A 21,683-nucleotide genomic window follows, 5' to 3' on the forward strand; every position below is an offset into this window, starting at 1 on the left:
TAGGGGAGTCAGAAATTAATATTTGAATAATTCAAACCAACTAATCACAGATTTGGTAGTAAATTATATCAAAAGAATCAAAAAGAATATTTATGCTGACAAGTGATCTTAAGGAGAAATATCATCCTTTAAAAATTGAGGTAATTGATTCCAACGTAAGTATGCATTTTCTCAAAACAAAAATGCAGTACTTTGAAGATTCCCTAAAAATAAGTCGAGATCATATGTTATTCGTTATTATTTCATGGAGATATATTGAAAACGGACTGATTATGCACTTAACTAATCTAGATGATGAACGTTCCTCACAAAGCTTCCATTCGGCACGTAAAGATTTGGAAAGGATCAATAGTGATCCAACTAAATTGAAAAAGTTAAAAACAAAAATTAAAGTTTTCAGACAAGAAATCAGGTTTTTAAAAAATGATCATAGAAATATCAGGATTGCACATATCAATCATAGAAAAATTGAGGACATTCCAGAAATGTATGATTTTATTGAACTGAGTAAACTAAATTCACTCGTGAAAATGGCAAATGAGATAGGCGACATGCTTTGGGGACAAGAAATAAAAGCGCTGTTCAAGATGGGCAGTATTTATACAGAGGGGTATTTGGACTTTCGAACTGGGCAAAGAATTTATGTAAAAAGTGATTAGATTTTAATTTTAGCCCCATTTAATCAAGAAATGACTTCGATAAATGACTTGGTAGTATTTTGTCATGACATTCATTTTTAAAAATTTCAATAAAAGTTCAATAATTTATATTATGTTAAATAGACTGTAGCATATCCTCCATATCTATATTATTTCTATCTTCAAGGCTGAGATTTCACTTATCCCCTGATTTCATCAGTTATGAATAAAACACTTCCCAAGTTGGGGCTTTTTCTTGGACCTGTAGCCTTTCTATTGATTCACTTTTTCATGAGCTCACCGGATCTAAACCCAGCTGCTCAGTCTATGCTGGCACTTGCAGCCTGGATGGCCATCTGGTGGATTACCGAAGCTTTACCAATTGCCGCTACAGCTTTTCTTCCATTGATCTTGATGCCGCTGCTTGGGATATTACCAATCGCTGATGTTTCTGGAAATTATATGCACCCTACGGTCCTTTTATATATGGGAGGATTTTTATTGGCTACAGGAATTGAGAAATGGAATCTACACCGAAGAATCGCACTTAACATAATAAATTTATTAGGTACAGACTTGAGACGTATCGTTTTGGGATTTATCCTAGCAACAGGAATTCTTTCGATGTGGATTTCAAATTCAGCTACTTCCCTGATGATGTTACCAATCGGATTGGCCGTTGTCAATCAATTTAAATCCCAATTAGGTGAATCTAACTCTTCTATTGCTGATCGTTTAGGCAAAAATATCATGCTTGGAATCGCATACAGCGCTTCTATTGGCGGATTAGCTACATTGATCGGAACTCCTACCAATGCGATTATGGCGGCTGTAATCAATGATTTATATGATTATAGCATTGGATTTAATGAATGGCTGGCCTTTGGATTGCCTTTGGTGGCCGTTATGCTATTTATTTGCTGGTATTATTTAGTGAGTTCAGCGAATCCACTTCCTAAAAGTTTCAGCCTTTCAGATGGAAAAAACATCATTGGAACCCAACTAAAAGCCTTAGGCAAAATCAGTTACGAAGAAAAATCAGTCATGATAGTATTCGGATTGGTGTGTTTGGCCTGGATTCTAAGAAGTTTTGTTTTGGTCAAGTTTTTACCGGAAATAGATGATACCATCATCGTTTTGATTGGGGTGGTTTTACTTTTTATCCTTCCCTCCTCCTCTGGTGAAGACCGAATTTTGGACTGGAAAACAGCCGAGCGTATTCCATGGGGAGTTTTGATCCTTTTTGGAGGTGGTTTGGCATTAGCAGCAGGATTTAAAGAAACAGGCCTGGCAGAATGGATCGGCCAGCGATTTACTTTGATCGAAGGCATTTCATTCTTCTTGTTGCTATTGATTATCATCGCCTCTGTCAACTTCCTTACAGAAGTTACCTCCAATGTTGCCACAGCATCTATGCTGCTCCCAATATTAGCTTCAGTGGCTCTAAAGCTCGATTTACACCCATTTGGACTGATGGTTGGTGCCACCTTGGCAGCCAGTTGCGCATTTATGCTGCCAGTAGCGACACCACCAAATGCCGTGGTCTTTGGCTCGGGTTATTTGCAGATGAAAGATATGGTGTCAGCCGGATTCTGGCTAAACATTATTTCCATTTTCCTGGTAACCTTGATGGTGTATTTTGTACTTCCTTGGATGTGGGGAATCGATTTGTTGAGCAACCCTTTTTGATTTATGATGTTAGATGTTAGATGTTAGATTTTTTTAAATCATATATCTAAAATCATACATCTTATATTCTACTTCAAATTCCATCCCAAAAACTGCCTATTTCGTCACATTCTTTTGTAAGGCCTAATTCATCACCGTAATCTTGGTCTATCAATTAGAATGAGTTTCGATGAACACCAAGAAAGTTTTTTATTTGCTGATATTTTTAGCAATTATTTACAATTTGCTGATGATAAAATCTTGTATCAGCATTTCTGAAAATAAACAGGAAACTACCTTGACTTCTAATTCAAATTCTATTGAAACAAAGTAGTTCAACCTATTTATTTACAATAAGTTATGAAATCTAAAAAATTTGCTTTTCGGGAGATTGAGTGGTGGATGGTCACCTTTATTTTCTTGATCATTGTCCTGACTAATATTGTCATTACCATGTCATCCGATCACTATCCGGTGGAAAAGTTTTTCGGAATTGTCATCATGCCAATTATCGCTTACATAGGGTTTTATGTGATGCATTTGGTAGTCATTCCCAAGTATCTCAGGGATAAAAATGTATTACATCTGGTCTTATTAAGTATTGCCGCAGCAGCGGTGACTGGATCACTAGCTGGTGCTTGTGCAGCCGTAAATGGTATCAATGCAGAGCGTTTTTTTAGATTTTATTTCAGTACCCTTTCGCTCTACACAGTGTATTTGGTGACAGCGATTTTACTCCGAAAGATGTTTTTACCACCTGTTTTCAAGGATTTCCAACTATACAACGGTATTCGACTGTTTATGATCTTCCTTTTTATCAGCATCTTTTTGTTTGTAGCGAGGATCTTTGTCAATGAAGTGATTTTAGTGATCGTTTTGATGATCATTCCAAGTATTTCCTTTTTTGTCCTTTATAATTATTTCCTTCTTTATCGAAATAAAATTAAGGGAAACACCAAGGCTTATCGATGGTACTTATGGGGATTAATTACAGTAATTGGAATTGGTTTTTTCCTTGCTGCTGTAGAAAACAATGTTCCTGAAATCATGCTTCTGGGAGTTGGAATGGTACTTTTATTGGTTTTTGTAGTCTTCCCTGTTTCCAATTTGATTTTCGCGAAATATGAGGACTACATCGGAAAAATCGATATTCTTTCTGTTCAGGTAAACCAAAGTACAGCGAACCTAAGCTTTCTCAGGTCACAGATCAATCCACATTTTCTTTTCAATGCACTCAACACACTTTATGGGTCTGCGTTGATGGAAAATGCCGAAAAGACCTCTGATGGAATCCAGAAGTTGGGAGATATGATGCGTTTTATGCTTCATGAAAACCAAATGGATAAAATCCCTCTTTCACGCGAAATTGACTACCTGAGAAACTACCTGGACTTGCAGATGCTGCGCTTCGCAAAAGAAGATCATTTAGATGTTACTATTCAAATTGGAGAAGAATATTGTCAAGGCGACATTTCCCCAATGCTTTTGATTCCATTTGTTGAAAATGCCTTTAAGCATGGGATCAGCACAAAAAGTAAATCCTGGATCAGAATCAATCTACGTTGCCTAAAAGGCTCGGTTCATTTGGATGTGGTCAATAGTATGCATCCTAAAAAAGCCACTGAAGATCCAAAAGATGAATCAGGAATTGGTTTAGAAAATGTAAAAAGCAGATTGGCGCATTTTTACCCTCAAAAACATAACTTGACCATTGTAGCAAACGATACCGAGCATTTCGTTCATTTATCCGTTCAACTCCAGTAAAATGATTAAAGCAATTGCTATCGATGATGAAAAGATGGCTTTGGAAGTAATAAAAGCTCATGCTTCCAAAGTCCCTTTTCTTCATTTGGAAGAAGTTTTTTTAGATGCTATCGAGGCTTTGGAATACATTAAATCCAATTCCATAGACCTGATATTTTTGGATATCAATATGCCCGATATTTCCGGGATTGATTTTGCCGGTTTACTTCCTAAGGAGACTTTGGTAGTTTTTACCACAGCTTACTCAGATTTTGCTGTAAAAGGTTTCGAACTGGATGCATTAGATTATCTGCTAAAACCCTTCAATCTCCCAAGATTTATCAAAGCCTGCCAAAAGGCTCAGGAATGGCTGGAACTTCAGCCAGGCAAGGAACCGGAATCGACTTTTATCAAAACTGGAGAAGGTCAGATTCGATTAAATTTCGGTCAATTATTGTATTGCGAAGCAAGTGGCAATTATGTGACTTTTCAAATGGAAGAGGAGAAAATTCTTAGCAGAATGACCCTTACTGAAGTAGAAAACCTACTTCCCTCCTTTTTTATTAGAACTCATCGTTCTTTCCTTATAAACAGCAAGAAAGTGGGGAAAGTAGAAAAGCATCAATTGCATTTACAAGATAAAACTGTTCCAATAAGTCTTTCCTATATGGATCAGGTAACGGAGTTTTTTAATTCGAAATAAAGATAGATTTACGATTTCAGGGTTTCTAATGGTTAGAAATTATCAGACCTCTGTCACTCAAAACTCTCCAAATACTCCTTTCTATAACTCAAGGGAGTTTTCCCGATTCTGTCTTTAAACTGCTTATTGAAATTGGATAGGGTGTTAAATCCGCTTTCGTAGCAAACCTCAGAAATATTGATATCTTCTTCATGGAGAAGTTTGCAGGCATGGGAAATCCTGACATCGCTGATAAAGTCAGAAAATGATTTATTGGCTCTTGATTTAAAAAACCTGCTAAATGCGCTGACTGAGAGATTGGCTAGACTTGCAACATCCTCCAGCAAAATTTTTTCCTTGTAGTTTTTCATCACATACTCATACACCTCTCCCATTCTATCTTTCTCGGATTCCTTATTCAAGTTGATGTATTCTGCCTTTGTAATCGGCTTGATATCTTTGGAATGAGACAAAAAGTTGAGAATTTGAAGAAGCTGAATCAACTGGGTAGATCCTTCTAATTTGACAAGATCTTTCATCATTTGAGTGACGTCCTTATTGGTTTTCCCGCTAACCTCAATCCCTCTTGCAGAAAGTTTCATCAGCTTTCCGATATCCTCAAATTCTTCCTTTTCAAAAATATGTTCTCCAAGAAAATCTTCAGGAAAATAAACCACTATTAGGTGAGTATCGAGGTTATTTGCCGGATCAAAATAGGCATTATCAGACCTCCAGACATGTGGTAAATTGGGTCCAGTCAAGACCATATCCCCTTCTTTAAATGGTTTGATATCGTCTCCAATGTAACGGGTTCCCCTACCCTTTAAAATCACGACCAATTGATATTCAGGATGAAAATGCCAGTATTTGTCAAAAAAAGGCGCGATTAACTCCCTGGCCAAGAATACTTTGGTATCAGGAATTCTGGACTTTTTTAGTGGATTTTTCATACTAATTTTAGCTGAGTTATGCTCTTAAACAAAGCAAATATTGAACAAATAGGACAAAATTCAGTCGAAATTCAAATCAATACAGTGAGAATTTTATCAAATTTATTTAGAATATTGGTATTCAATTGATACATAAACCCTACTTATGAGTATATCGTTTAAAATCCCCCCAATGAAACTTTCCTGGATGATGGCCATGACGGTCATTTCCCTGCTGGTATTCAGCTGCGGAAAAAAATCAGATAAGACATTCTTGTCAGATTCTGATCCTAGACGTGTTGAGATTTTAGTTCTTGGACACGAAAGTGAGCATCATAACTCTGAAAAGTTGATGATGTATATCGAAACACCACTTTTCCAAAAAGGCATCAACCTTACCTACACAACAGATGTAAACGACTTGAACGAAACCAAGTTGAGCAATTATGATGGTTTGTTGATTTATGCGAATCACGAACAAATCACTCCAGAGCAGGAATCTGCGCTGAAATCTTTTGTTCAGGGAGGTAAAGCTTTGATTCCGATCCACTCGGCATCTTTCTGTTTCCAGAACTCTCCATGGTATATTTCAGCTGTAGGTGGTCAATTTAGCACACATGGCACTGGTGATTTTACAGTGGACATAGTCGATAAAGATCATCCGATCATGAAAGATATCAATGAATTTGAGACTTGGGATGAAACGTATGTGCATAGCCAATTGAATCCTGATATGCATGTTTTGATGGAGCGTGTAGAAGGTGATCATAAGGAACCTTACACTTGGACAAGAGAAGAAGGAAAAGGACGTGTATTCTACACTGCCTATGGCCATAATGAAAAGACTTGGGAGAAAAAGGAATTCCAAGAATTGGTTGCAAACGGTATCCTTTGGGCTGTTGGTGATAAAGTAAATAAGCTTTTAGCTGAATATAACATCCCAACTCCTCAATTTGAAGATGCAGAAATCCCAAATTATGAAAGAAGAGATCCTTCTCCAAGATTCCAATTGCCTCTTTCTCCAGAGGAATCAATGAAACTGGTACAGGTACCTGTCGGCTTTGAATTAGAGCTTTTTGCCTCCGAACCAATGATCATCAACCCAATTGCTTTTGCTTGGGATGAAAGAGGAAGATTATTTGTAATCGAAACAACTGACTATCCAAACGAAGTAAGAAAAGAAGGCGGAGATGATAAGATCAAAATCCTTGAGGATACTGATGGTGATGGCAAAGCGGATAAAGTGACTGTTTTTGCAGAGGGTTTGAATATTCCTACTTCTATCATGGCTGTCAATGGAGGTGTATTGATCTCTATGGCTCCTGATTTTGTCTTCTTGAAAGACACAGATGGTGATGACAAAGCTGATGTAAGAGAAGTTGTCATGACTGGCTGGGGTAAATTTGACACCCACGCAGGTCCTTCTAACCTAAAATATGGTTTTGATAACAAAGTTTGGGGTGTTCTAGGTTATTCTGGATTTGACGGTGAAGTAAGCGGTAAAAAATACAGATTCGGTCAAGGTGTTTATAGATTCGAGCCATCTGGTGAGAATTTAGAATTCTTGGGAAGAACCAGTAACAATACTTGGGGACTTGGGTTCTCTGAAGATTTCGAGACATTCATTTCTACGGCCAATGGTCAGCACTCTGTGTATTTAGCATTGGACAATAAGTTTGTAAAGAGAACTATTTATAGAGGAACTCCTAACACTGCAACTGGTATTGATTCTCATTACGATATGCCTCACCTTACTCCTTTCTTGAGACAGGTGGACTGGCATGGATCTTATACTGCGGCAGCTGGTCACAACTTGTACACAGCTAGAAATTTCCCACAGGAATATTGGAACAAAATGGCGTTTGTAGCTGAGCCAACTGGCCGCGTGCTTCACAATGCTAGAATCTTGGAAGAAGGTTCAGGATTTAGAGAAAAGAATGCTTTCAACATTTTGGCAAGTTCTGACGAATGGTTTAGCCCAGTTCACGCAGAAGTTGGTCCTGATGGTTCTCTTTGGGTAGCTGATTGGTACAACTTCATTATCCAGCACAACCCTACTCCACGTGGATTTGAAAATGGTGAAGGTAATGCTTACATCAATCCAATGAGAGATAAGCAACACGGAAGAATCTACAGATTGACTTACAAAGGTGGTGAGCCTTCTAAAACGTTTGATTTGAAAGATGCTTCTGCTAGTAAGTTATTGGAAGCTTTGAAGAGCGATAACATGTTCTGGAGATTGACTGCTCAGAGATTGATCGTTGAGACTCAGAATAAAGAAGTATTGGATGGATTATATGAAATCATCGCTAATACAGATGTAGATGCAGCAGGTATCAATGGACCGGCAATTAATGCCCTATGGACCTTGAAAGGTTTGGGTGAATTGGAAGGAAACAATGCCAAAGCACAGGAAGTAGTAGAAGCAGCATTAAAGCACCCTTCTGCAGCTGTTAGAAAGAATGCTGTACGTGTTATCCCTAGAAATCAAGCAGCTTTGGATGCAATCATTGCAGCGAACCTGATGAAGGACACAAACCTACAAACTAGAAAATTTGCAATCTTGGCTGTTTCAGAAATGCCAGCGAATGATGAAGTTTCTAAAACCTTGTTACAAATATCTGAAGATGCCGACAATGCAAAAGATGAATATTTGCCACAGGCTATTTTTGCGGCAGCTTTAACTCATTCTTCTGCATTTGAAGGAAGAACTTCTTCTGCTGAAAACCAGCCGGATTCATTAATGGGTGTTGCTGACAGAATTTCAAAAAGCTTGGTTTCTGAATTGTATACACTTGATCCAAGAAATGCGCTCCTTTTCCCTCCTGATCCATCAGGTAAAGAAATCACGATCACAATGGAAGTAACTCCAGGTAGAGATCCATTAGATGGTGTGATGGTAGCACAAGGAAATGCTGTCAATGGCTATAGCCTTTACGTCTACAAGGATGCGTTAAGCTTTGCTGTGGCGCAGGATAGTGATGTGAAAATCATCAAAACCAAAAAACTTCCATCAGAGAAGTTCACTGTCACTGCAACTTTGAAAGAAGGTGGTGAAATGACATTGAATATCGATGGAGATCAGGTAGCAAAAGGTAAAACAAAAGGCTTGTTTACTGCACCGCTTTCTCCTGAAAATGTACGTGTAGGTCAATTTGACTCAGGAAACAAAGTAGGTGATTATGAAGGTAATTGGAGGTTCTCTGGTAGAATTGGAAATAACTCCAGTTTGGATCTGAAGAAATCTGATGATTCTGAAAACAAAGAAGTTGCCTCAATCCAAGAGCCAATCGAAACAGTAAAAGATGGGATAGCTACTTTAACGGCTATCCCTCATGAAATGAGATTTGATAAATCAGTTTTTGCAGTAAACGCAGGAACACAATTGATTTTGGATTTTAAAAATCCTGACTTCGTTCAGCATAATCTCATCATAGGTGCAATCGGATCACTGGAGAAAATCGGTGAAGCTGCTGACCAAATGGCGCAAAATCTAACTGGAATGGAGAACGGTTTCGTTCCGGATATCCCTGAGGTTATTGCTGCTACCGGATTGGTTTTCCCAAATTACTCAGACTCAATTGTCATAAATGTACCTTCACAGAAAGGTGATTATCCATTCGTTTGTACGCTTCCTAATCATTGGAAGCAAATGAACGGAATCATGAAAGTTATATAAGGATGTCCCTAGATGTAAAATTTGGAGTAAGTACCTGGCTTTGGACTTCCCCTTTCAACAAGGAAACGGTAAACCTATTTCCTAAAATCAAAAGCTTTGGATACGATGCAGTCGAGATTCCAGTAGAAGATCCTGCTCTGATTGATTTAGATATAGTAAAAGCAGCATTGGCAGATAACGGTTTAGATGCCGTAATCTGTGGTGCATTTGGAACAAGTAGGGATCTGACGAATGAAGATCCCAGCTTCCATAAAACGAGTTTTGATTACCTCAATTCTTGCTTCGAGATTGCAGCTGCATTGGATTGCAAATTTGTAGCTGGGCCGATGTATTCAGCAGTAGGAAAAGCTAGATTGGTATCTCCGGAACAAAAGAAAATCGAATGGGACAGAGCTGTGACCAATTTGAGAATCGTTTGTGAAAATGCCAGAAAATTCGGCTTGGAGATCGCTTTGGAGACTTTGAATCGATTCGAAACGGATTTGATCAACACCTGCGAAGAATTAATGCAATTGATCACGGATATCAATGAACCTGAAGCAAAAGTGATTTTGGATGGTTTTCATATGAGTATTGAAGAACCGGATCCTGAGGCTGCGATTAAGCTTGCTGGAGATAAATTGATCCATTTCCAGGTTTCTGAGAATTATAGAGGTACCCCAGGTACAGGGCAAACCCCTTGGGATGCATACAAACGAGGCTTGGAAGCCATTAACTACAAAGGAACAATCAGCATTGAAAGCTTTACTCCTGAAGTAAAGGAACTCGCCGGAGCGGTTTGTATCTGGAAACCTTTGGCACCAAGTCAAGATAGCTTCGCCAGTGAAGGCTTGAAGTTCCTCAAAAAATGGGCTTCTTAAAATCAAACACAATCAACCAATAACCGAAATACCTTTTTAAATAATAGTATCAATGAGTAAGAAACCTTTTAATATCGCCATCATCGGTCTTGGATTCGGAGCAGAATTCATCCCGATTTACCAAAAGCATAAGCTGGCAAACATGTATGCCATCTGCCAGAGAAACAAAGAAAAAGCAGAGGAGATTGGAAAAGCATTTGGGATTGAAAAAGTATATACAGACTATGACGAATTGCTAAAAGATCCAGATATCGATGCAGTTCATATTAATACACCTATCCAAAATCACGCAGAACAATCTTTGAAAGCTTTGAGAGCTGGAAAACATGTGGCTTGTACTGTTCCGATGGCAACTACTGTCGAGGAATGTAAAGCCATTGTAGAGGAGGTTCAAAGAACAGGATTGACATACATGATGATGGAAACGGTGATTTATAGCCGTGAATTTCTTTTCGTCAAAGAAATGTACGAAAAGGGTGAATTAGGAAAACTTCAATTCTTAAGAGCATCTCATCAGCAAGAAATGGCTGGCTGGCCAGGATATTGGGAAGGCCTCCCTCCTATGCATTATGCAACTCACTGTGTAGGTCCAGTATTGGCTTTGCCGAAAGGTCAGGCTGAATATGTATCATGTTTTGGATCAGGAAGAATCGATGAAAATCTAATTCCAAAATACGGTTCTCCTTTTGCGATAGAAACTTGTCATATCAAATTGAAGGATTCTGATCTTTCAGCTGAAGTTACCAGGTCTTTGTTCAATACTGCTAGACAATACAGAGAGAGTTTTGATGCATATGGATCCAAGAAATCTTTTGAATGGACCCTGATCGAGCACGAAGACTCTGTGATCCATACTGGTGAAACTCCAGAGAGAGTGAAAATCCCTGACTATGCGCATTTGCTTCCAGCAGAAATTGCTTCTTTCACCACTGCAGGGGTTTATGATGGGGATGATAATCAGCACCTCTCATTTATTCAGGGATCTGGCCACGGTGGTTCTCACCCACATTTGGTCAATGAATTCTTGAATGCTTTGGCAGAAGAAAGAGCCCCATACCCTGATGCAAAACAATCTGCAAATATTACCTGCGTGGGAATCTTAGCTCACGAATCTGCAATGGCAGGAGGTAAAATCATTCCATTACCAGAGTTTACTTTAAGTTAAGTTTAAAACAGAAAAAGGAAAGTCGGTGTTTTACATCTACTTTCCTTTTGAATGAATATTTGTCCAAAACCATAATTAATCTTCAAAAAGGAAATGAGTTTATACAAATTTACCCTTTGAAAATTAATACCGAATCAGAATGAAAATTACAATCCTATCGAAATCAGCAGTAGTTGTTCTGGCTGCTCTTTTATTTGCCTGCAGTGGAGATAAAAAGGAAACTCAATCAACTAAACCTGTCAGCACTCCAGTGGAGAAAGCACCTGTAGAGGCAAAAGTGGAAGAAAAAGAACCGGAAGTTAGCCAACCTGAAGGAGAAGCAGTAGACAGTAATGCAAGTTTGACCGTATCCGGAGAAGACTTAATCGGAAACTCAGATTGTCTTTCTTGTCATTTAAAAGAAAGACAAGTGGTGGGTCCTGCTTTCTTGGACATTGCTGCTGAGTACGAAAACAATGACGAAAATGTCACCAAGCTTGCAAACAAAGTAATCAAAGGTGGTGCAGGTGTTTGGGGTGAAGCAGCCATGCCTCCTCACCCTACTTTGAGTGAAGAAGATGCCAAAACTATGGTAAGTTATATTCTTGGATTGACCTGATTAGCTAAAAAATGATTAAATAATTTATTGGGTTTTAAATTTAAAAAAGTGGCAATTTCTATTGCCACTTTTTTTGTGATCATTTTACTCTAGTTCCGATTGCATCAAACATGCCCATTAAATCACCTTTTGCCGTTTCTTCGTCGACTTTTTTCAGATTTAGTGTGACATCGTAGCCACTGATATTAAATGCCGCAGACAGAACATCCTCCGAGATTTTCACTGAAGACATTTTAGATTCTTCTTTTGATCCTTCCTCGTAAAAATACCCTGTAGTAACATCATCCACGGTCTCAAAACGCATCGGAATTGTAGCACTTCCTTGTGGAGTATCTTTGATCAAAACCTCCCATTTCCCTTCGAAATACTTAGCATTTAGAATTGGGGAAGCAAATACTAAGCTTATGGCAAACAGCAATAACATGCTACTTAAAATGGTTACTTTACTTTTCATGGTTTTAGGGTTAATGTTTTTAATTGATACAATAAGAAAAAAATATCGATCTCTTCAAATAGTCAAAGCATCTATTTTAGTTTAATTTCGAATGAAGACAAATTCAATAAACCTATCATTACTATGAAACTCATTTCCAAAGGCTTTTTCCTTTTCTTCTTGCTACTATCTGTCAATGTGTTTGCTCAAGAAATTGAAGAAGATTTACTCATTAAAAATTCTTTGAATTACGGTAAAAGCGTCGCTGTTTTCGGAGGTTCTGTATCAGTCATCCCTGAAAGTGAAAATGCCAAAATAATGTGGAAGGAAAGATTGGGAATGACTGTGACAAATTATGGTGTTGGAGGTGCGGGATTTTCGTCACTTCAAGGAAAATCACTTCAACAGCAAGTAGACGAAGCTGGAGTTTTTGACATCTATATTCTTTGGGCTTCTACAAATGATTATACCAATAAACGTGAGAATGGATCTGTTACTGACTATACAGAATTTGATGGCTTTGATGAAAAAAAACTGGTAACCCAAGCTGGAGGAATTAACTATTGTATTAAAAAGATCTATGAACTGAATCCCAACGCGACCATTTATTTCTTCACTTCCAGCAAAGCTTTTATTAGTCGAGGAAGTTATGATCCTTTGGATCCAGAAGGAATGGCTCAATATGTAGAGATGCAAAAGAAGATCTGTGAACTCCATGGCATCCCTTATCTAGATCAATTTATAAATGGAGGATACAATGTTTATAACCAATCTCTTTATTACAATGATCCGATTCATATGAATGCAGATGGCTATAAAAAATTAGGCGAATTACAGGTGGCTTTTCTAGCATTTCCCCAATAGAATCAGATTAAAAACAAGCACTATAAACAACTATTTTTCAATACTTTAAAAACAAAAGAGGTTAGCGAAAATTTCGCTAACCTCTCGACTTTTAAACCAATTAAAAATTATCGGGCAAAGAGAACCAGGTTTTTCATAGCCCATGGTTTCCCGCCTTTTTCTTTAGCTTGAATTCGTATAAATCTAACTCGGTCATCAGACTTCCATCTTAGATTGTTTACGCCACTTTCTCCTTTTCCAGAGCCCACTTCAGTCCAGTTATTGCCATTGGGAGACGTTGAAACAGTATAGGAAATTGGGAAATCATCTTTTCCGGAATTAAACTGAATTTCTGCCAATTGATGTGCGTCTGGAAGTTCAACTTGGAACCACATTCCTGACTCCTGTTCAGTTTCGGTTTTCCATCCCTTAAATCCAAATGCATAAGATGGATCCTTGGTTGAACCAACTCCTTGCAAAGCAGTGCTACTCGCAGTTACAACCCAATTATCTTGAGGTGCTAATGATTTTGGAACCTCAGAAGTCAATTCTTCAAAGCTATAATTACCCTCTCTATCTTTGGTTTCCTCCCTGATTTGAGCCACATATTCAGGACTTACAAAACTTGCAGAATTCCCAAAGTCATTTCGAATATACGAAAGCACAGAAGCAATGTAATCGTCATCATTCATATCCATGGCAATCATCACACCTTCATATTCTTTTCCCTCAAGATTGCCAGTTAGGCCATGTAAAAGGGTTTTAACAGCATATTCAGGATGTCCTTGAATTCTTTGTGACCCAGAAAATGCAGGAGCGATTAATTGGCCGTCTCCTGCAGGTGAACCCAATCCTTTCGGCCCATGGCAAGTAGAACAGTAGCTATCAAAAATTGTCTTTCCTTTGGTAAATAATGCCAATTCCGCTGGTTCAAATTTGGTTGAAGCGGCTTCTTTTGCTTCGGCAATTTTTTCCAATATTTGAGTTCCTACCAATTCAACACCTTTTGAAGGGTTACTTTTCATGGTGGAAGCCATCAATTCCTCTACTCCATCTATCTTCAAAATAAATGCACTGAAAAGAGATTGGATGGCCACATTCGGATCCTTATCCAAAGCCATTTGCTTGTAATCTTCCGCTAGGCTCTTTTCACCGTATTTATAAAGAGTTTCGCTAGCTCTTAATGCCGCAATTCGAATTTTAGGGTTTGCGTCTTTAAACAGAGCTCTAACCAGCTCAAGATCCAGAGAGTTTAATCCCTCCAAAGTCCAAATTGCATGGATTCTCGCTAATTCATTGGAAGAGGTCTTTGCCATTTTCTCTAAGTCAGGAACAATTGATTTGTCTTGATTTAAAATCATCAATTGCTGAGCCTGATCTCTCCACCATCCATTAGGGTTCTCCAAATGTCTGATTAGTTCAGCTGAAGTTTCCTCATACATTCTAGGCTTTTCAGTATTTCTTGGCATTCCTTCATAGGTAAGCCTCCAAATTCTTCCATTCCCAATTACATCATCCATTTGGTATTGCTGGATCTTCGTTCTTAAGTAACTTCCATCCTGAGTCCAGTTTCCTTCTTGGATAATCCCACGGTACATATCCACGATATACATGGTACCATCAGGAGCGGTTGCCATATCGACAGGCCTAAATAAAGGATCCGTAGATTGGATAAATTCTGATTGGGACTCGATGTAGGCGTTTTGGATATATGTTAGGCCTTCCTCGTTTTCTGTGTTTACTTGACGAACAATTCTACCTACAGGCTCACCATAGAAATATTGCCCAACAAGCTCTTTTGGTAGTCTATCTCCTCTGTAAACATCACTTCCGGCTGCTCCAGTTACATTATTCAAAGATCCATCAGGGTTGACTTCTTTCATTCCCGGCTGGAAATCAGCCAATTTCACAAGGCTATAAGGAGTTCGGAAACCTTCTCTCCACTGTCCTTTCACGCTAAAGTTTCCATAAGCGATGGGAAACTGAAATCCTTGTGGTACTCCACCTGCACCATCTTGAAACCAAAGCTTTCCATAATTATCCTGAGTCACTCCCCATTGTCCCCAGGGATTACCGCTTGGTTCTTGAATCACACCATCTGCTGTCCAACGGATTCTTTTGGAATTGTAAGTACTGTACATCCAATTATCCATTGCCCAAGTAAGAAAGGAAGTCTGATGTTCAACATTTCCTGATCTACCTAGCCCTGAAGCAAAAAGTTCTTTTTTATCTGCTTTACCATCCCCATCTGTATCGGTGAATTTATAGACATGGTCTTCATTTGACTCCATCGAAAGAATCGTGTTGGGACCGAAAGGCACAATAAACCTAGGGAACACCAAACTATCCAGGAACACTACACCTGTTTCATACACCCCATCATTGTCTTTATCTTCCCATCTAGAAATTCTGGATGTTGGCATCAACTCCCCATTGGCATCAATATCCTGCATATAGGTTCTTAACTCTAGAACATACATTCTTCCGTTCCCATCAAACTGGATGGCTGCAGGCTCCTTTATTTGAGGTTCTGATAGTACTGGGTCAATGCTATACCCAGGCTTAAGAACAAATGATTTTTTCTCTTCATTTGCTGAAACCGGAATTACAGGCGGTTTTGGAGAAAGGTCTATTCCTTTCCAAGTTGGAGATTCCAGATCAACCCCTTCCGGAATTGCAATTTGTGGATAAGGTTGTTCTGATCTTTTTGGATCAAAGGAATCATTTGGAGAAACATCAAAAGGCGATTTCTCGGATTCACATGCCAAAAAAGCAAAGGCAGTTGAAATTGAGAGTAAGGAGATTTTATTTAGGTAACGCATCTATTAGGAAGGTTGAATAAATCATTAAGCAAAAGAAAGGTATCCGTTTCTATAAAGCAGGCACAAATTATAGTATTATTCCAACAATGAGGCTACCGAAAAAGTAAAATCCACCTGATTTCTATTAAAATGATGACAAGAAATGATAACACGTTGGAAAGTATAAAGAGTATTACTTTATATCAGTCTTCAAAGAATAAGCTGGACCAAAACAAATATGAAATATTTAAAATAGTACAGGTTAATATCAGAAATCACTTTATTTATTAAACAGCAAACAAATAAAGAACAACTTCATGAATAAAAGATGATAGATTAAATAGGTAAATTACAGTAGAAATACAGCCAATAATTTGAATCAAACCATGCTCAAGAACTGTTTATTTGCACTTTTTTTAATAATTGTATTTTCCGGGACTTCATATGGGCAAACTCAAGACCTAGTGTTAAAAGTTAAAACCAATGGAGCCAAATTAACCGAAGGAGAAAAAACTAATTCTAAGTCATTAAAAACTCTTAATAAAGGAGACCTTCTTACATTTTTAGAAGTAATCAATCCCTCCGGGTCAACTACAATAAGATTTAAAGTTGAATTCGAGGGCATTACCGGGTTTATATCCTCATATTTTGTAGAAGAAAATCATTTACTAGAAAATGAAATTGCAAGAGTAAAAGAGTTGGATAAACTAAGGAAAGAAGAGGAGTTAAGAAAATATGACTCACTAAATAAAGTAAAAGAGAAGGAAAGACAAGAATATAGGGATTCTTGGGAGGAAAGAGAAAAAGAGCAGATTAGAAAAAATGATAGCATTGCAGATGTCATGTTGAAAAATGCAAAGACTCAAGGAAGGATTGACTTCCAAAACAGATTGCAATCAAGAAGGGAGAAATATCATAAAAAATATGGAAAAGAGGTAGGTGAAAGAATCGCCAATGAGAAGATCTGGATAGGTATGACAGAAGAAATGCTTATCGATAGTTGGGGAAATCCAGATGATATAAATACCACAGTAACTCGATATTCAAATCGAAAACAATACGTTTATGGTCTAGGTCAGTATGTATATGTTGTAAATGGAAAAGTAGATGCTTGGCAAAATTGAAATAGAAAATTCAATCCTGCCCAAAACACAAAAACAACCCAATCCTTAACCGAATGGGTATATGAATTTTTAAAGTACCCTGTATTATGTTGAATTAATCTTTCTTCAAGATTTTCAGTCTGTCAAATGTAAAATCGATCAGTTGAAATAGAATAAAGAATATAAACAAAAAATAGCCTCATTAATGGATTGGTATCAAACCCCTAAAATAAAAAAACCACCCGGTTGAATGGGTGGTTTTTGTTGTTTAAAGAGCCTCCTATCGGGATCGAACCAATGACCTACTGATTACAAGTCAGTTGCTCTACCAGCTGAGCTAAGGAGGCTTGTTCCTTTAACGTGGTGCAAATATAGGCCTTGCTATTATTCGCTCCAAACCCTGTCAAAAGATTTTTTCTATCTCTCTAATTCTGAGAGAGAAAAATTTAAAACTCTCTCAGGATCGATAGTTTTTTCTTCAACTTATCGATCTCCTCCTCTGCTTTTTGAATCTTCACATCAAACTGATCTTTCAATTTATCTGCAGTCTTAGATGCTGCAAAAAACTCCAGGTTGTTTTTCCAAAGAGTGATGTTGTTTTCCAAATCAGAAATCTGCTTTCTTATTCCATGCTCCTTCTTATTCAAAGTTTTCGAAGCATTAGGATCAGATTGAATTTTGTTCAAGTTCAAACGGAATAAGAAATCTTCGCGATCAAACTCAGGATCTAGCTTCTCCAAATATGCATCTACAGCATCCTTAAATTGAGCCTGAACCTCTTTCATATTTTTTCTTGGAACAAATCCCAGTTCATTGAATTTCCCAACCAATTCGGTCAGATTCTCCTCGCTTGGTTCTTTTGCAGCAGCAATTTCCTTGATCACTTCCTGCTTCTTCTGAAGATTTGCCTCGAATTCTTCATTGTTCTGCTTGTTAGCATTTCTTCTGTTATCAAAGAAGGTATCACAAGCAGTTTTAAACTTCTTATACAAAGCATCTCTATTCTTCTCAGGAGTTGGTCCCAGTCTTTTCCAATCTTGCTGCAACTTCACCAATTGATTGGCTGTATTTTGCCAATCGGTGTTGTTCATCAAAGCTTCAGCTTTCGTAATTAATTCCTCAGCCTTTGCCTGATTGGTAGCCCTGATCTCATCTAGTTCCTTAAAGAATAAATTCTTGTTGTGGAAGAAGTTCTTAAAGGCAGTCCAAAAAGATTTGTTAACCTCTTTTCCTGCTTCTTTTGGAACTGGACCTATTTTCTCCCAAGTTTTCTGGATTTCCAGAATCTCTTTGGTCTTGGTATTCCAGTCTTTAATTCTTTCAGCTTTAAAATCAGAGAATATCTCCAGCTTTTTGATCAAAGCTTCTTTTTCTTCCTGGTTCTTAAGGAAAACTTCTTTTTGACCTTCATAGAATTCTTTTCTACGGTCATAAACAGCATCAGAGGCCGCCTTAAAGCGTTGCCATAGGGCTTCCTGCTCTTCTCTTGGTACCGGACCAATGTGCTTGAATTCCTCGTGAAGTTCGTTTAGTGATTTGATTGCATCTTTTAGATCCTTTACATCTTTCAATGCTTCAGCTTTCTCACAAAGCTCTGTTTTGCTCTCAAGATTCTTTTTGCGGTCAAGCTCTTTTAATTCGAAATAGATGCTTCTATTATCATAGAAACGATCCATCAAGGCATTGTAGCTTGCCCAAAGACTTCTGTTTTGAGAGGAAGGAACTGGACCAATAGATTTCCACTCTTCCTGAATTGCTTTGATGGAAGACATGCTGAGAGTTGTTTCCTCACCATCCACCAATTCTCTCAACTTGTTGAGCAATTCAGTTTTTGCATTCAGGTTTTCCTCCTTTTGCTTTTCAGCATCTTTTCGGATAGTATTTACCTGTTTTCTAAACTCGTAATAATATTTATTGAATTCCTTCTCTTCTTCACTTGGCCTAAAGTCAAAATCATCCTCTGCTCCTCCCTCTTCTTTAAACTTAGCCAAAGCCTCATCTCTTTCCTTGTGGACGAATTCATCAAAGGCAGCTTTAATATTATGGATTAATTTATCCAATTTAAGGACATTTCCCTGCTGGGATTTCTCCTTAACCAATTGAACTAATTGAATTTTGGAAAGTGTACTAAGATCAATTTCTTCCTCATGCTCCTCCTCCTGATCTTCTTCTTCCTCGTCTGTATCCTCAGAAGCTACTTCTTCAGTTGACTCAGAAACTTCTTCGTTCTGAACCTCAACAACTTCCTCTGCTGCTGCTTCTTCTTTTTTAGACTCTACTTCAGGACTACTTTCTACCGCATTTTCAGATTCAGCATCCGCTGTAACTTCCTCGGCAGAAGCCTCTTCGGTAGATTCTACATTTTGTTCTTTTTCGATACCCTTTACCTCTTCATTTTGGGAGGTTTGAGTCACCTTGTCCTTGTCGGACATTTCATTACTTTTCTCAGTCATAAAAACACTACTATTTCAAGGCAATATGGGCAAAAGTATGGATTTTGCCTAATTTAATCTTGGGTCCAGGGGATAATTTGCGATTACCTTAAACTCACCTCCCATATTTTTTAAAAGCATCCTCCAAAGCTCATCAGGGGTAAATTCAAATGTTTCGGCATCCAATTCCTCTTTACAAACAATCCAGGTTTTATCTTCTAATTCTTCTTCTAATTGGTTGACTCCCCATCCACTGTATCCGATAAAAAATCTAACCTTCTCTGGATCCATTAATCCGGTTTTCAGTTTTTCTACCAATTGTTCATAATCTCCACCCCACCATAAATCTTTTCCAATTTGGATGCTTCGATCTAATTCCTTCTCTCCCAGGTAAATATAATGCAGGGTATTTTGCTCAACAGGACCACCCACAAATACATCAGAGTCCAAAAACTCCAAATCCTCAACCAATTCTCCCAATTTCAGAATTGATAATTTGTTGATTATTAATCCAAAACTTCCTTCTTCATTGTGCTCACAGAGCAAAACAACGGATCTTACAAAATTTTCATCTTGTAAAAATGGCTCAGAAAGTAATAAATCTCCTGCCTTTGGTGTTAGTCTTTCATCTTGGTTCATTCACTAGTTGGTATAATTAAAAGAAAAATATAGACCATAATTTTTTAAAATCAATAGCGATGGTACATTTATCCAATAATTTTTATTCAAAATAAATTATCGATGAATATTTCAGCTATCCGTCAAGAATACAGCTTAAAATCAATGAATATCAATGACTTATCACCCAACCCATTAAGTCAATTTGATCAATGGTTTAAGGAAGCTTTAGATGCAAAAGTTATTGAAATTAATGCAATGACACTTTCTACTCTTGGAGAAGATGGGATTCCCAATGGCAGAATCGTTTTATTGAAGGAGGTAGACACTGGGTTTGTATTCTTTACCAATTACCAAAGTCAAAAAGGTAGAGAGCTGGAAAAAAATCCATTTGGTTCATTGACATTTTTTTGGCCGGAACTTGAAAGACAGGTAAGAATTAAAGGAAATATTGATAAAGTCTCTGAAAAACTATCTGACGAATACTTTTTATCCAGACCGATTGGATCTCAAATTGGCGCATGGACATCTCCTCAGAGCACAAAAATAAACTCAAGAGAAGAGCTTCATTCGAGACAGAAAGAAATAGAGAAAAAATTTGAAAACTCCCCCATCACGCGACCTCCTCATTGGGGCGGATATAGATTGACTCCAAATTACATGGAATTCTGGCAAGGAAGACCAAGCAGGCTGCATGACCGGGTTTGCTATGAGCTTCAAGAAAATGGTGATTGGGAGCTATCAATCTTAGCTCCCTAAGATTATTTCAGATCAAATAAATCATCAACTCCGATATACCTTTCCACTGTAAATCCTTCGCCATAAGTAGTCATGATCCGATGACCAAAATCTCTCGCTCTAGACTCTATAAAAGGCAAAAATTCAGGGTCAGAAATAAAACTTGAAGGCTCTTTACTATTGGGATCAAAGAATTGGGACTTAAAAGCCATAATGCTGGCAATTTTTTCATCCCAATATGGAGTAATATCTACGATGAAATCTGGATTGATATAATTGTTTTGAATGTAATGATAGACAAATTTTGGTCGCCAAGGCTCTTGATTCTGTCCATTGTAACTCGTCTCAATTTTCCTTAATCCACTCATAAAACAAGCTTTACTGGCCAATTCAGACCCTTTTCCATGATCGGGATGGCGGTCAGTTACAGCATTTGCGATTACTATTTCAGGTTGGTATTTCCTGATAACTTCAATAAGCTTTAATTGATGAGCTTTATCATTCAAAAAATAAATGTCTTTAAATCCTAGATTTTCTCTAGCGGTCAACTTTAAGATTTTACCAGCTTCCTCAGCTTCCTGAAGTCGGATTTCGGGAGTTCCACGAGTTCCCATCTCTCCCTGGGTAAGATCTACAATTCCTACTTTATACCCTTTTGCAACATGAGATAAGATTGTTCCAGAGCAGCCTAACTCCGCATCATCAGGATGAGCTGCAATTACCAATATATCTAACTTTGTCATCTTTAAATTC

At 37.8% G+C, this 21,683-nt stretch carries 17 protein-coding genes and 1 tRNA gene; 11 read left to right on the forward strand and 7 right to left on the reverse strand.

Annotated elements, in window-relative coordinates:
- Positions 1-92 precede the first annotated feature (92 nt).
- From FHS59_RS19880 to FHS59_RS19895, 4 genes are all read left to right on the forward strand, one after another.
- A complete protein-coding gene (locus tag FHS59_RS19880) occupies positions 93-659 on the forward strand; it encodes a hypothetical protein (RefSeq protein WP_184497363.1) in 567 nt (188 codons plus the stop codon).
- 201 nt (positions 660-860) lie between these two features.
- Positions 861-2,327: an SLC13 family permease gene (locus tag FHS59_RS19885; RefSeq protein WP_184497365.1), complete on the forward strand. Its 1,467-nt coding sequence runs from the start codon at positions 861-863 to the stop codon at positions 2,325-2,327.
- A 339-nt stretch (positions 2,328-2,666) separates the two neighbouring features.
- Positions 2,667-4,070, forward strand: coding sequence for a sensor histidine kinase (locus tag FHS59_RS19890; RefSeq protein WP_184497367.1), 1,404 nt, complete (start codon positions 2,667-2,669; stop codon positions 4,068-4,070).
- A 1-nt stretch (position 4,071) separates the two neighbouring features.
- Positions 4,072-4,752, forward strand: a complete 681-nt coding sequence (locus FHS59_RS19895) for a LytR/AlgR family response regulator transcription factor (protein WP_184497369.1) — start codon at positions 4,072-4,074, stop codon at positions 4,750-4,752.
- A 53-nt stretch (positions 4,753-4,805) separates the two neighbouring features.
- Here FHS59_RS19895 and FHS59_RS19900 read toward each other — a convergent pair whose 3' ends face one another.
- Positions 4,806-5,681 carry an AraC family transcriptional regulator gene (locus FHS59_RS19900; RefSeq protein ID WP_184497371.1) on the reverse strand — a complete coding sequence of 292 codons (876 nt, stop codon included), beginning with the start codon at positions 5,679-5,681 and terminating at the stop codon, positions 4,806-4,808.
- A gap of 172 nt (positions 5,682-5,853) precedes the next feature.
- On the opposite strand from FHS59_RS19900, the gene FHS59_RS19905 reads away from it, so the two are divergent.
- The 4 genes from FHS59_RS19905 to FHS59_RS19920 all read left to right on the forward strand — a co-directional run bounded on the left by FHS59_RS19905 (position 5,854) and on the right by FHS59_RS19920 (position 11,962).
- Positions 5,854-9,339, forward strand: coding sequence for a PVC-type heme-binding CxxCH protein (locus FHS59_RS19905; protein WP_246388523.1), 3,486 nt, complete (start codon positions 5,854-5,856; stop codon positions 9,337-9,339).
- Between the two features lie 2 nt (positions 9,340-9,341).
- Positions 9,342-10,199, forward strand: a complete 858-nt coding sequence (locus tag FHS59_RS19910; RefSeq protein ID WP_184497373.1) for a sugar phosphate isomerase/epimerase family protein — start codon at positions 9,342-9,344, stop codon at positions 10,197-10,199.
- Between the two features lie 52 nt (positions 10,200-10,251).
- Positions 10,252-11,364, forward strand: coding sequence for a Gfo/Idh/MocA family protein (locus FHS59_RS19915; protein WP_184497375.1), 1,113 nt, complete (start codon positions 10,252-10,254; stop codon positions 11,362-11,364).
- A 139-nt stretch (positions 11,365-11,503) separates the two neighbouring features.
- Positions 11,504-11,962, forward strand: a complete 459-nt coding sequence (locus tag FHS59_RS19920; RefSeq protein ID WP_184497377.1) for a c-type cytochrome — start codon at positions 11,504-11,506, stop codon at positions 11,960-11,962.
- 79 nt (positions 11,963-12,041) lie between these two features.
- Here FHS59_RS19920 and FHS59_RS19925 read toward each other — a convergent pair whose 3' ends face one another.
- The gene (locus FHS59_RS19925) at positions 12,042-12,416 is read right to left on the reverse strand and encodes a hypothetical protein (RefSeq protein ID WP_184497379.1); all 375 of its coding nucleotides are present in this window, start codon (positions 12,414-12,416) and stop codon (positions 12,042-12,044) included.
- A 123-nt stretch (positions 12,417-12,539) separates the two neighbouring features.
- Between FHS59_RS19925 and FHS59_RS19930 the strand changes: the two genes are divergently transcribed.
- Positions 12,540-13,259, forward strand: a complete 720-nt coding sequence (locus FHS59_RS19930; RefSeq protein WP_184497381.1) for an SGNH/GDSL hydrolase family protein — start codon at positions 12,540-12,542, stop codon at positions 13,257-13,259.
- A 107-nt stretch (positions 13,260-13,366) separates the two neighbouring features.
- Here FHS59_RS19930 and FHS59_RS19935 read toward each other — a convergent pair whose 3' ends face one another.
- Positions 13,367-16,060, reverse strand: coding sequence for a DUF7133 domain-containing protein (locus FHS59_RS19935; protein WP_184497383.1), 2,694 nt, complete (start codon positions 16,058-16,060; stop codon positions 13,367-13,369).
- A gap of 365 nt (positions 16,061-16,425) precedes the next feature.
- Between FHS59_RS19935 and FHS59_RS19940 the strand changes: the two genes are divergently transcribed.
- Positions 16,426-17,163: a hypothetical protein gene (locus tag FHS59_RS19940; RefSeq protein WP_184497386.1), complete on the forward strand. Its 738-nt coding sequence runs from the start codon at positions 16,426-16,428 to the stop codon at positions 17,161-17,163.
- 253 nt (positions 17,164-17,416) lie between these two features.
- Here the strand turns inward: FHS59_RS19940 and FHS59_RS19945 are convergent.
- The 3 genes from FHS59_RS19945 to FHS59_RS19955 form a co-directional block, all read right to left on the reverse strand.
- A tRNA-Thr gene (locus FHS59_RS19945) sits at positions 17,417-17,489 on the reverse strand.
- Positions 17,490-17,588: 99 nt separating this feature from the next.
- Positions 17,589-19,595 carry a DUF349 domain-containing protein gene (locus FHS59_RS19950; RefSeq protein ID WP_184497388.1) on the reverse strand — a complete coding sequence of 669 codons (2,007 nt, stop codon included), beginning with the start codon at positions 19,593-19,595 and terminating at the stop codon, positions 17,589-17,591.
- A 48-nt stretch (positions 19,596-19,643) separates the two neighbouring features.
- The gene (locus FHS59_RS19955; protein ID WP_184497390.1) at positions 19,644-20,213 is read right to left on the reverse strand and encodes a YqgE/AlgH family protein; all 570 of its coding nucleotides are present in this window, start codon (positions 20,211-20,213) and stop codon (positions 19,644-19,646) included.
- A gap of 102 nt (positions 20,214-20,315) precedes the next feature.
- On the opposite strand from FHS59_RS19955, the gene pdxH reads away from it, so the two are divergent.
- The gene (pdxH, locus tag FHS59_RS19960) at positions 20,316-20,951 is read left to right on the forward strand and encodes a pyridoxamine 5'-phosphate oxidase (RefSeq protein WP_184497392.1); all 636 of its coding nucleotides are present in this window, start codon (positions 20,316-20,318) and stop codon (positions 20,949-20,951) included.
- A 2-nt stretch (positions 20,952-20,953) separates the two neighbouring features.
- Here the strand turns inward: pdxH and bshB1 are convergent, their stop codons facing one another.
- Positions 20,954-21,673 carry a bacillithiol biosynthesis deacetylase BshB1 gene (gene bshB1 / locus FHS59_RS19965; RefSeq protein ID WP_184497394.1) on the reverse strand — a complete coding sequence of 240 codons (720 nt, stop codon included), beginning with the start codon at positions 21,671-21,673 and terminating at the stop codon, positions 20,954-20,956.
- Between the last annotated feature and the right edge of the window lie 10 nt (positions 21,674-21,683).

It is taken from the genome of Algoriphagus iocasae (genome assembly GCF_014206875.1).
Classification (GTDB): Bacteria; Bacteroidota; Bacteroidia; order Cytophagales; family Cyclobacteriaceae; genus Algoriphagus; species Algoriphagus iocasae.

Bases quoted from the DNA above. Each gene is read 5' to 3' on its own strand.
- FHS59_RS19880 (WP_184497363.1), top strand. From the start codon at position 93: ATGCTGACAAGTGATCTTAAGGAGAAATATCATCCTTTAAAAATTGAG.
- FHS59_RS19885 (WP_184497365.1), top strand. From the start codon at position 861: ATGAATAAAACACTTCCCAAGTTGGGGCTTTTTCTTGGACCTGTAGCC.
- FHS59_RS19890 (WP_184497367.1), top strand. From the start codon at position 2,667: ATGAAATCTAAAAAATTTGCTTTTCGGGAGATTGAGTGGTGGATGGTC.
- FHS59_RS19895 (WP_184497369.1), top strand. From the start codon at position 4,072: ATGATTAAAGCAATTGCTATCGATGATGAAAAGATGGCTTTGGAAGTA.
- FHS59_RS19900 (WP_184497371.1), bottom strand. From the start codon at position 5,681: ATGAAAAATCCACTAAAAAAGTCCAGAATTCCTGATACCAAAGTATTC.
- FHS59_RS19905 (WP_246388523.1), top strand. From the start codon at position 5,854: ATGAAACTTTCCTGGATGATGGCCATGACGGTCATTTCCCTGCTGGTA.
- FHS59_RS19910 (WP_184497373.1), top strand. From the start codon at position 9,342: ATGTCCCTAGATGTAAAATTTGGAGTAAGTACCTGGCTTTGGACTTCC.
- FHS59_RS19915 (WP_184497375.1), top strand. From the start codon at position 10,252: ATGAGTAAGAAACCTTTTAATATCGCCATCATCGGTCTTGGATTCGGA.
- FHS59_RS19920 (WP_184497377.1), top strand. From the start codon at position 11,504: ATGAAAATTACAATCCTATCGAAATCAGCAGTAGTTGTTCTGGCTGCT.
- FHS59_RS19925 (WP_184497379.1), bottom strand. From the start codon at position 12,416: ATGAAAAGTAAAGTAACCATTTTAAGTAGCATGTTATTGCTGTTTGCC.
- FHS59_RS19930 (WP_184497381.1), top strand. From the start codon at position 12,540: ATGAAACTCATTTCCAAAGGCTTTTTCCTTTTCTTCTTGCTACTATCT.
- FHS59_RS19935 (WP_184497383.1), bottom strand. From the start codon at position 16,060: ATGCGTTACCTAAATAAAATCTCCTTACTCTCAATTTCAACTGCCTTT.
- FHS59_RS19940 (WP_184497386.1), top strand. From the start codon at position 16,426: ATGCTCAAGAACTGTTTATTTGCACTTTTTTTAATAATTGTATTTTCC.
- FHS59_RS19950 (WP_184497388.1), bottom strand. From the start codon at position 19,595: ATGACTGAGAAAAGTAATGAAATGTCCGACAAGGACAAGGTGACTCAA.
- FHS59_RS19955 (WP_184497390.1), bottom strand. From the start codon at position 20,213: ATGAACCAAGATGAAAGACTAACACCAAAGGCAGGAGATTTATTACTT.
- pdxH (WP_184497392.1), top strand. From the start codon at position 20,316: ATGAATATTTCAGCTATCCGTCAAGAATACAGCTTAAAATCAATGAAT.
- bshB1 (WP_184497394.1), bottom strand. From the start codon at position 21,673: ATGACAAAGTTAGATATATTGGTAATTGCAGCTCATCCTGATGATGCG.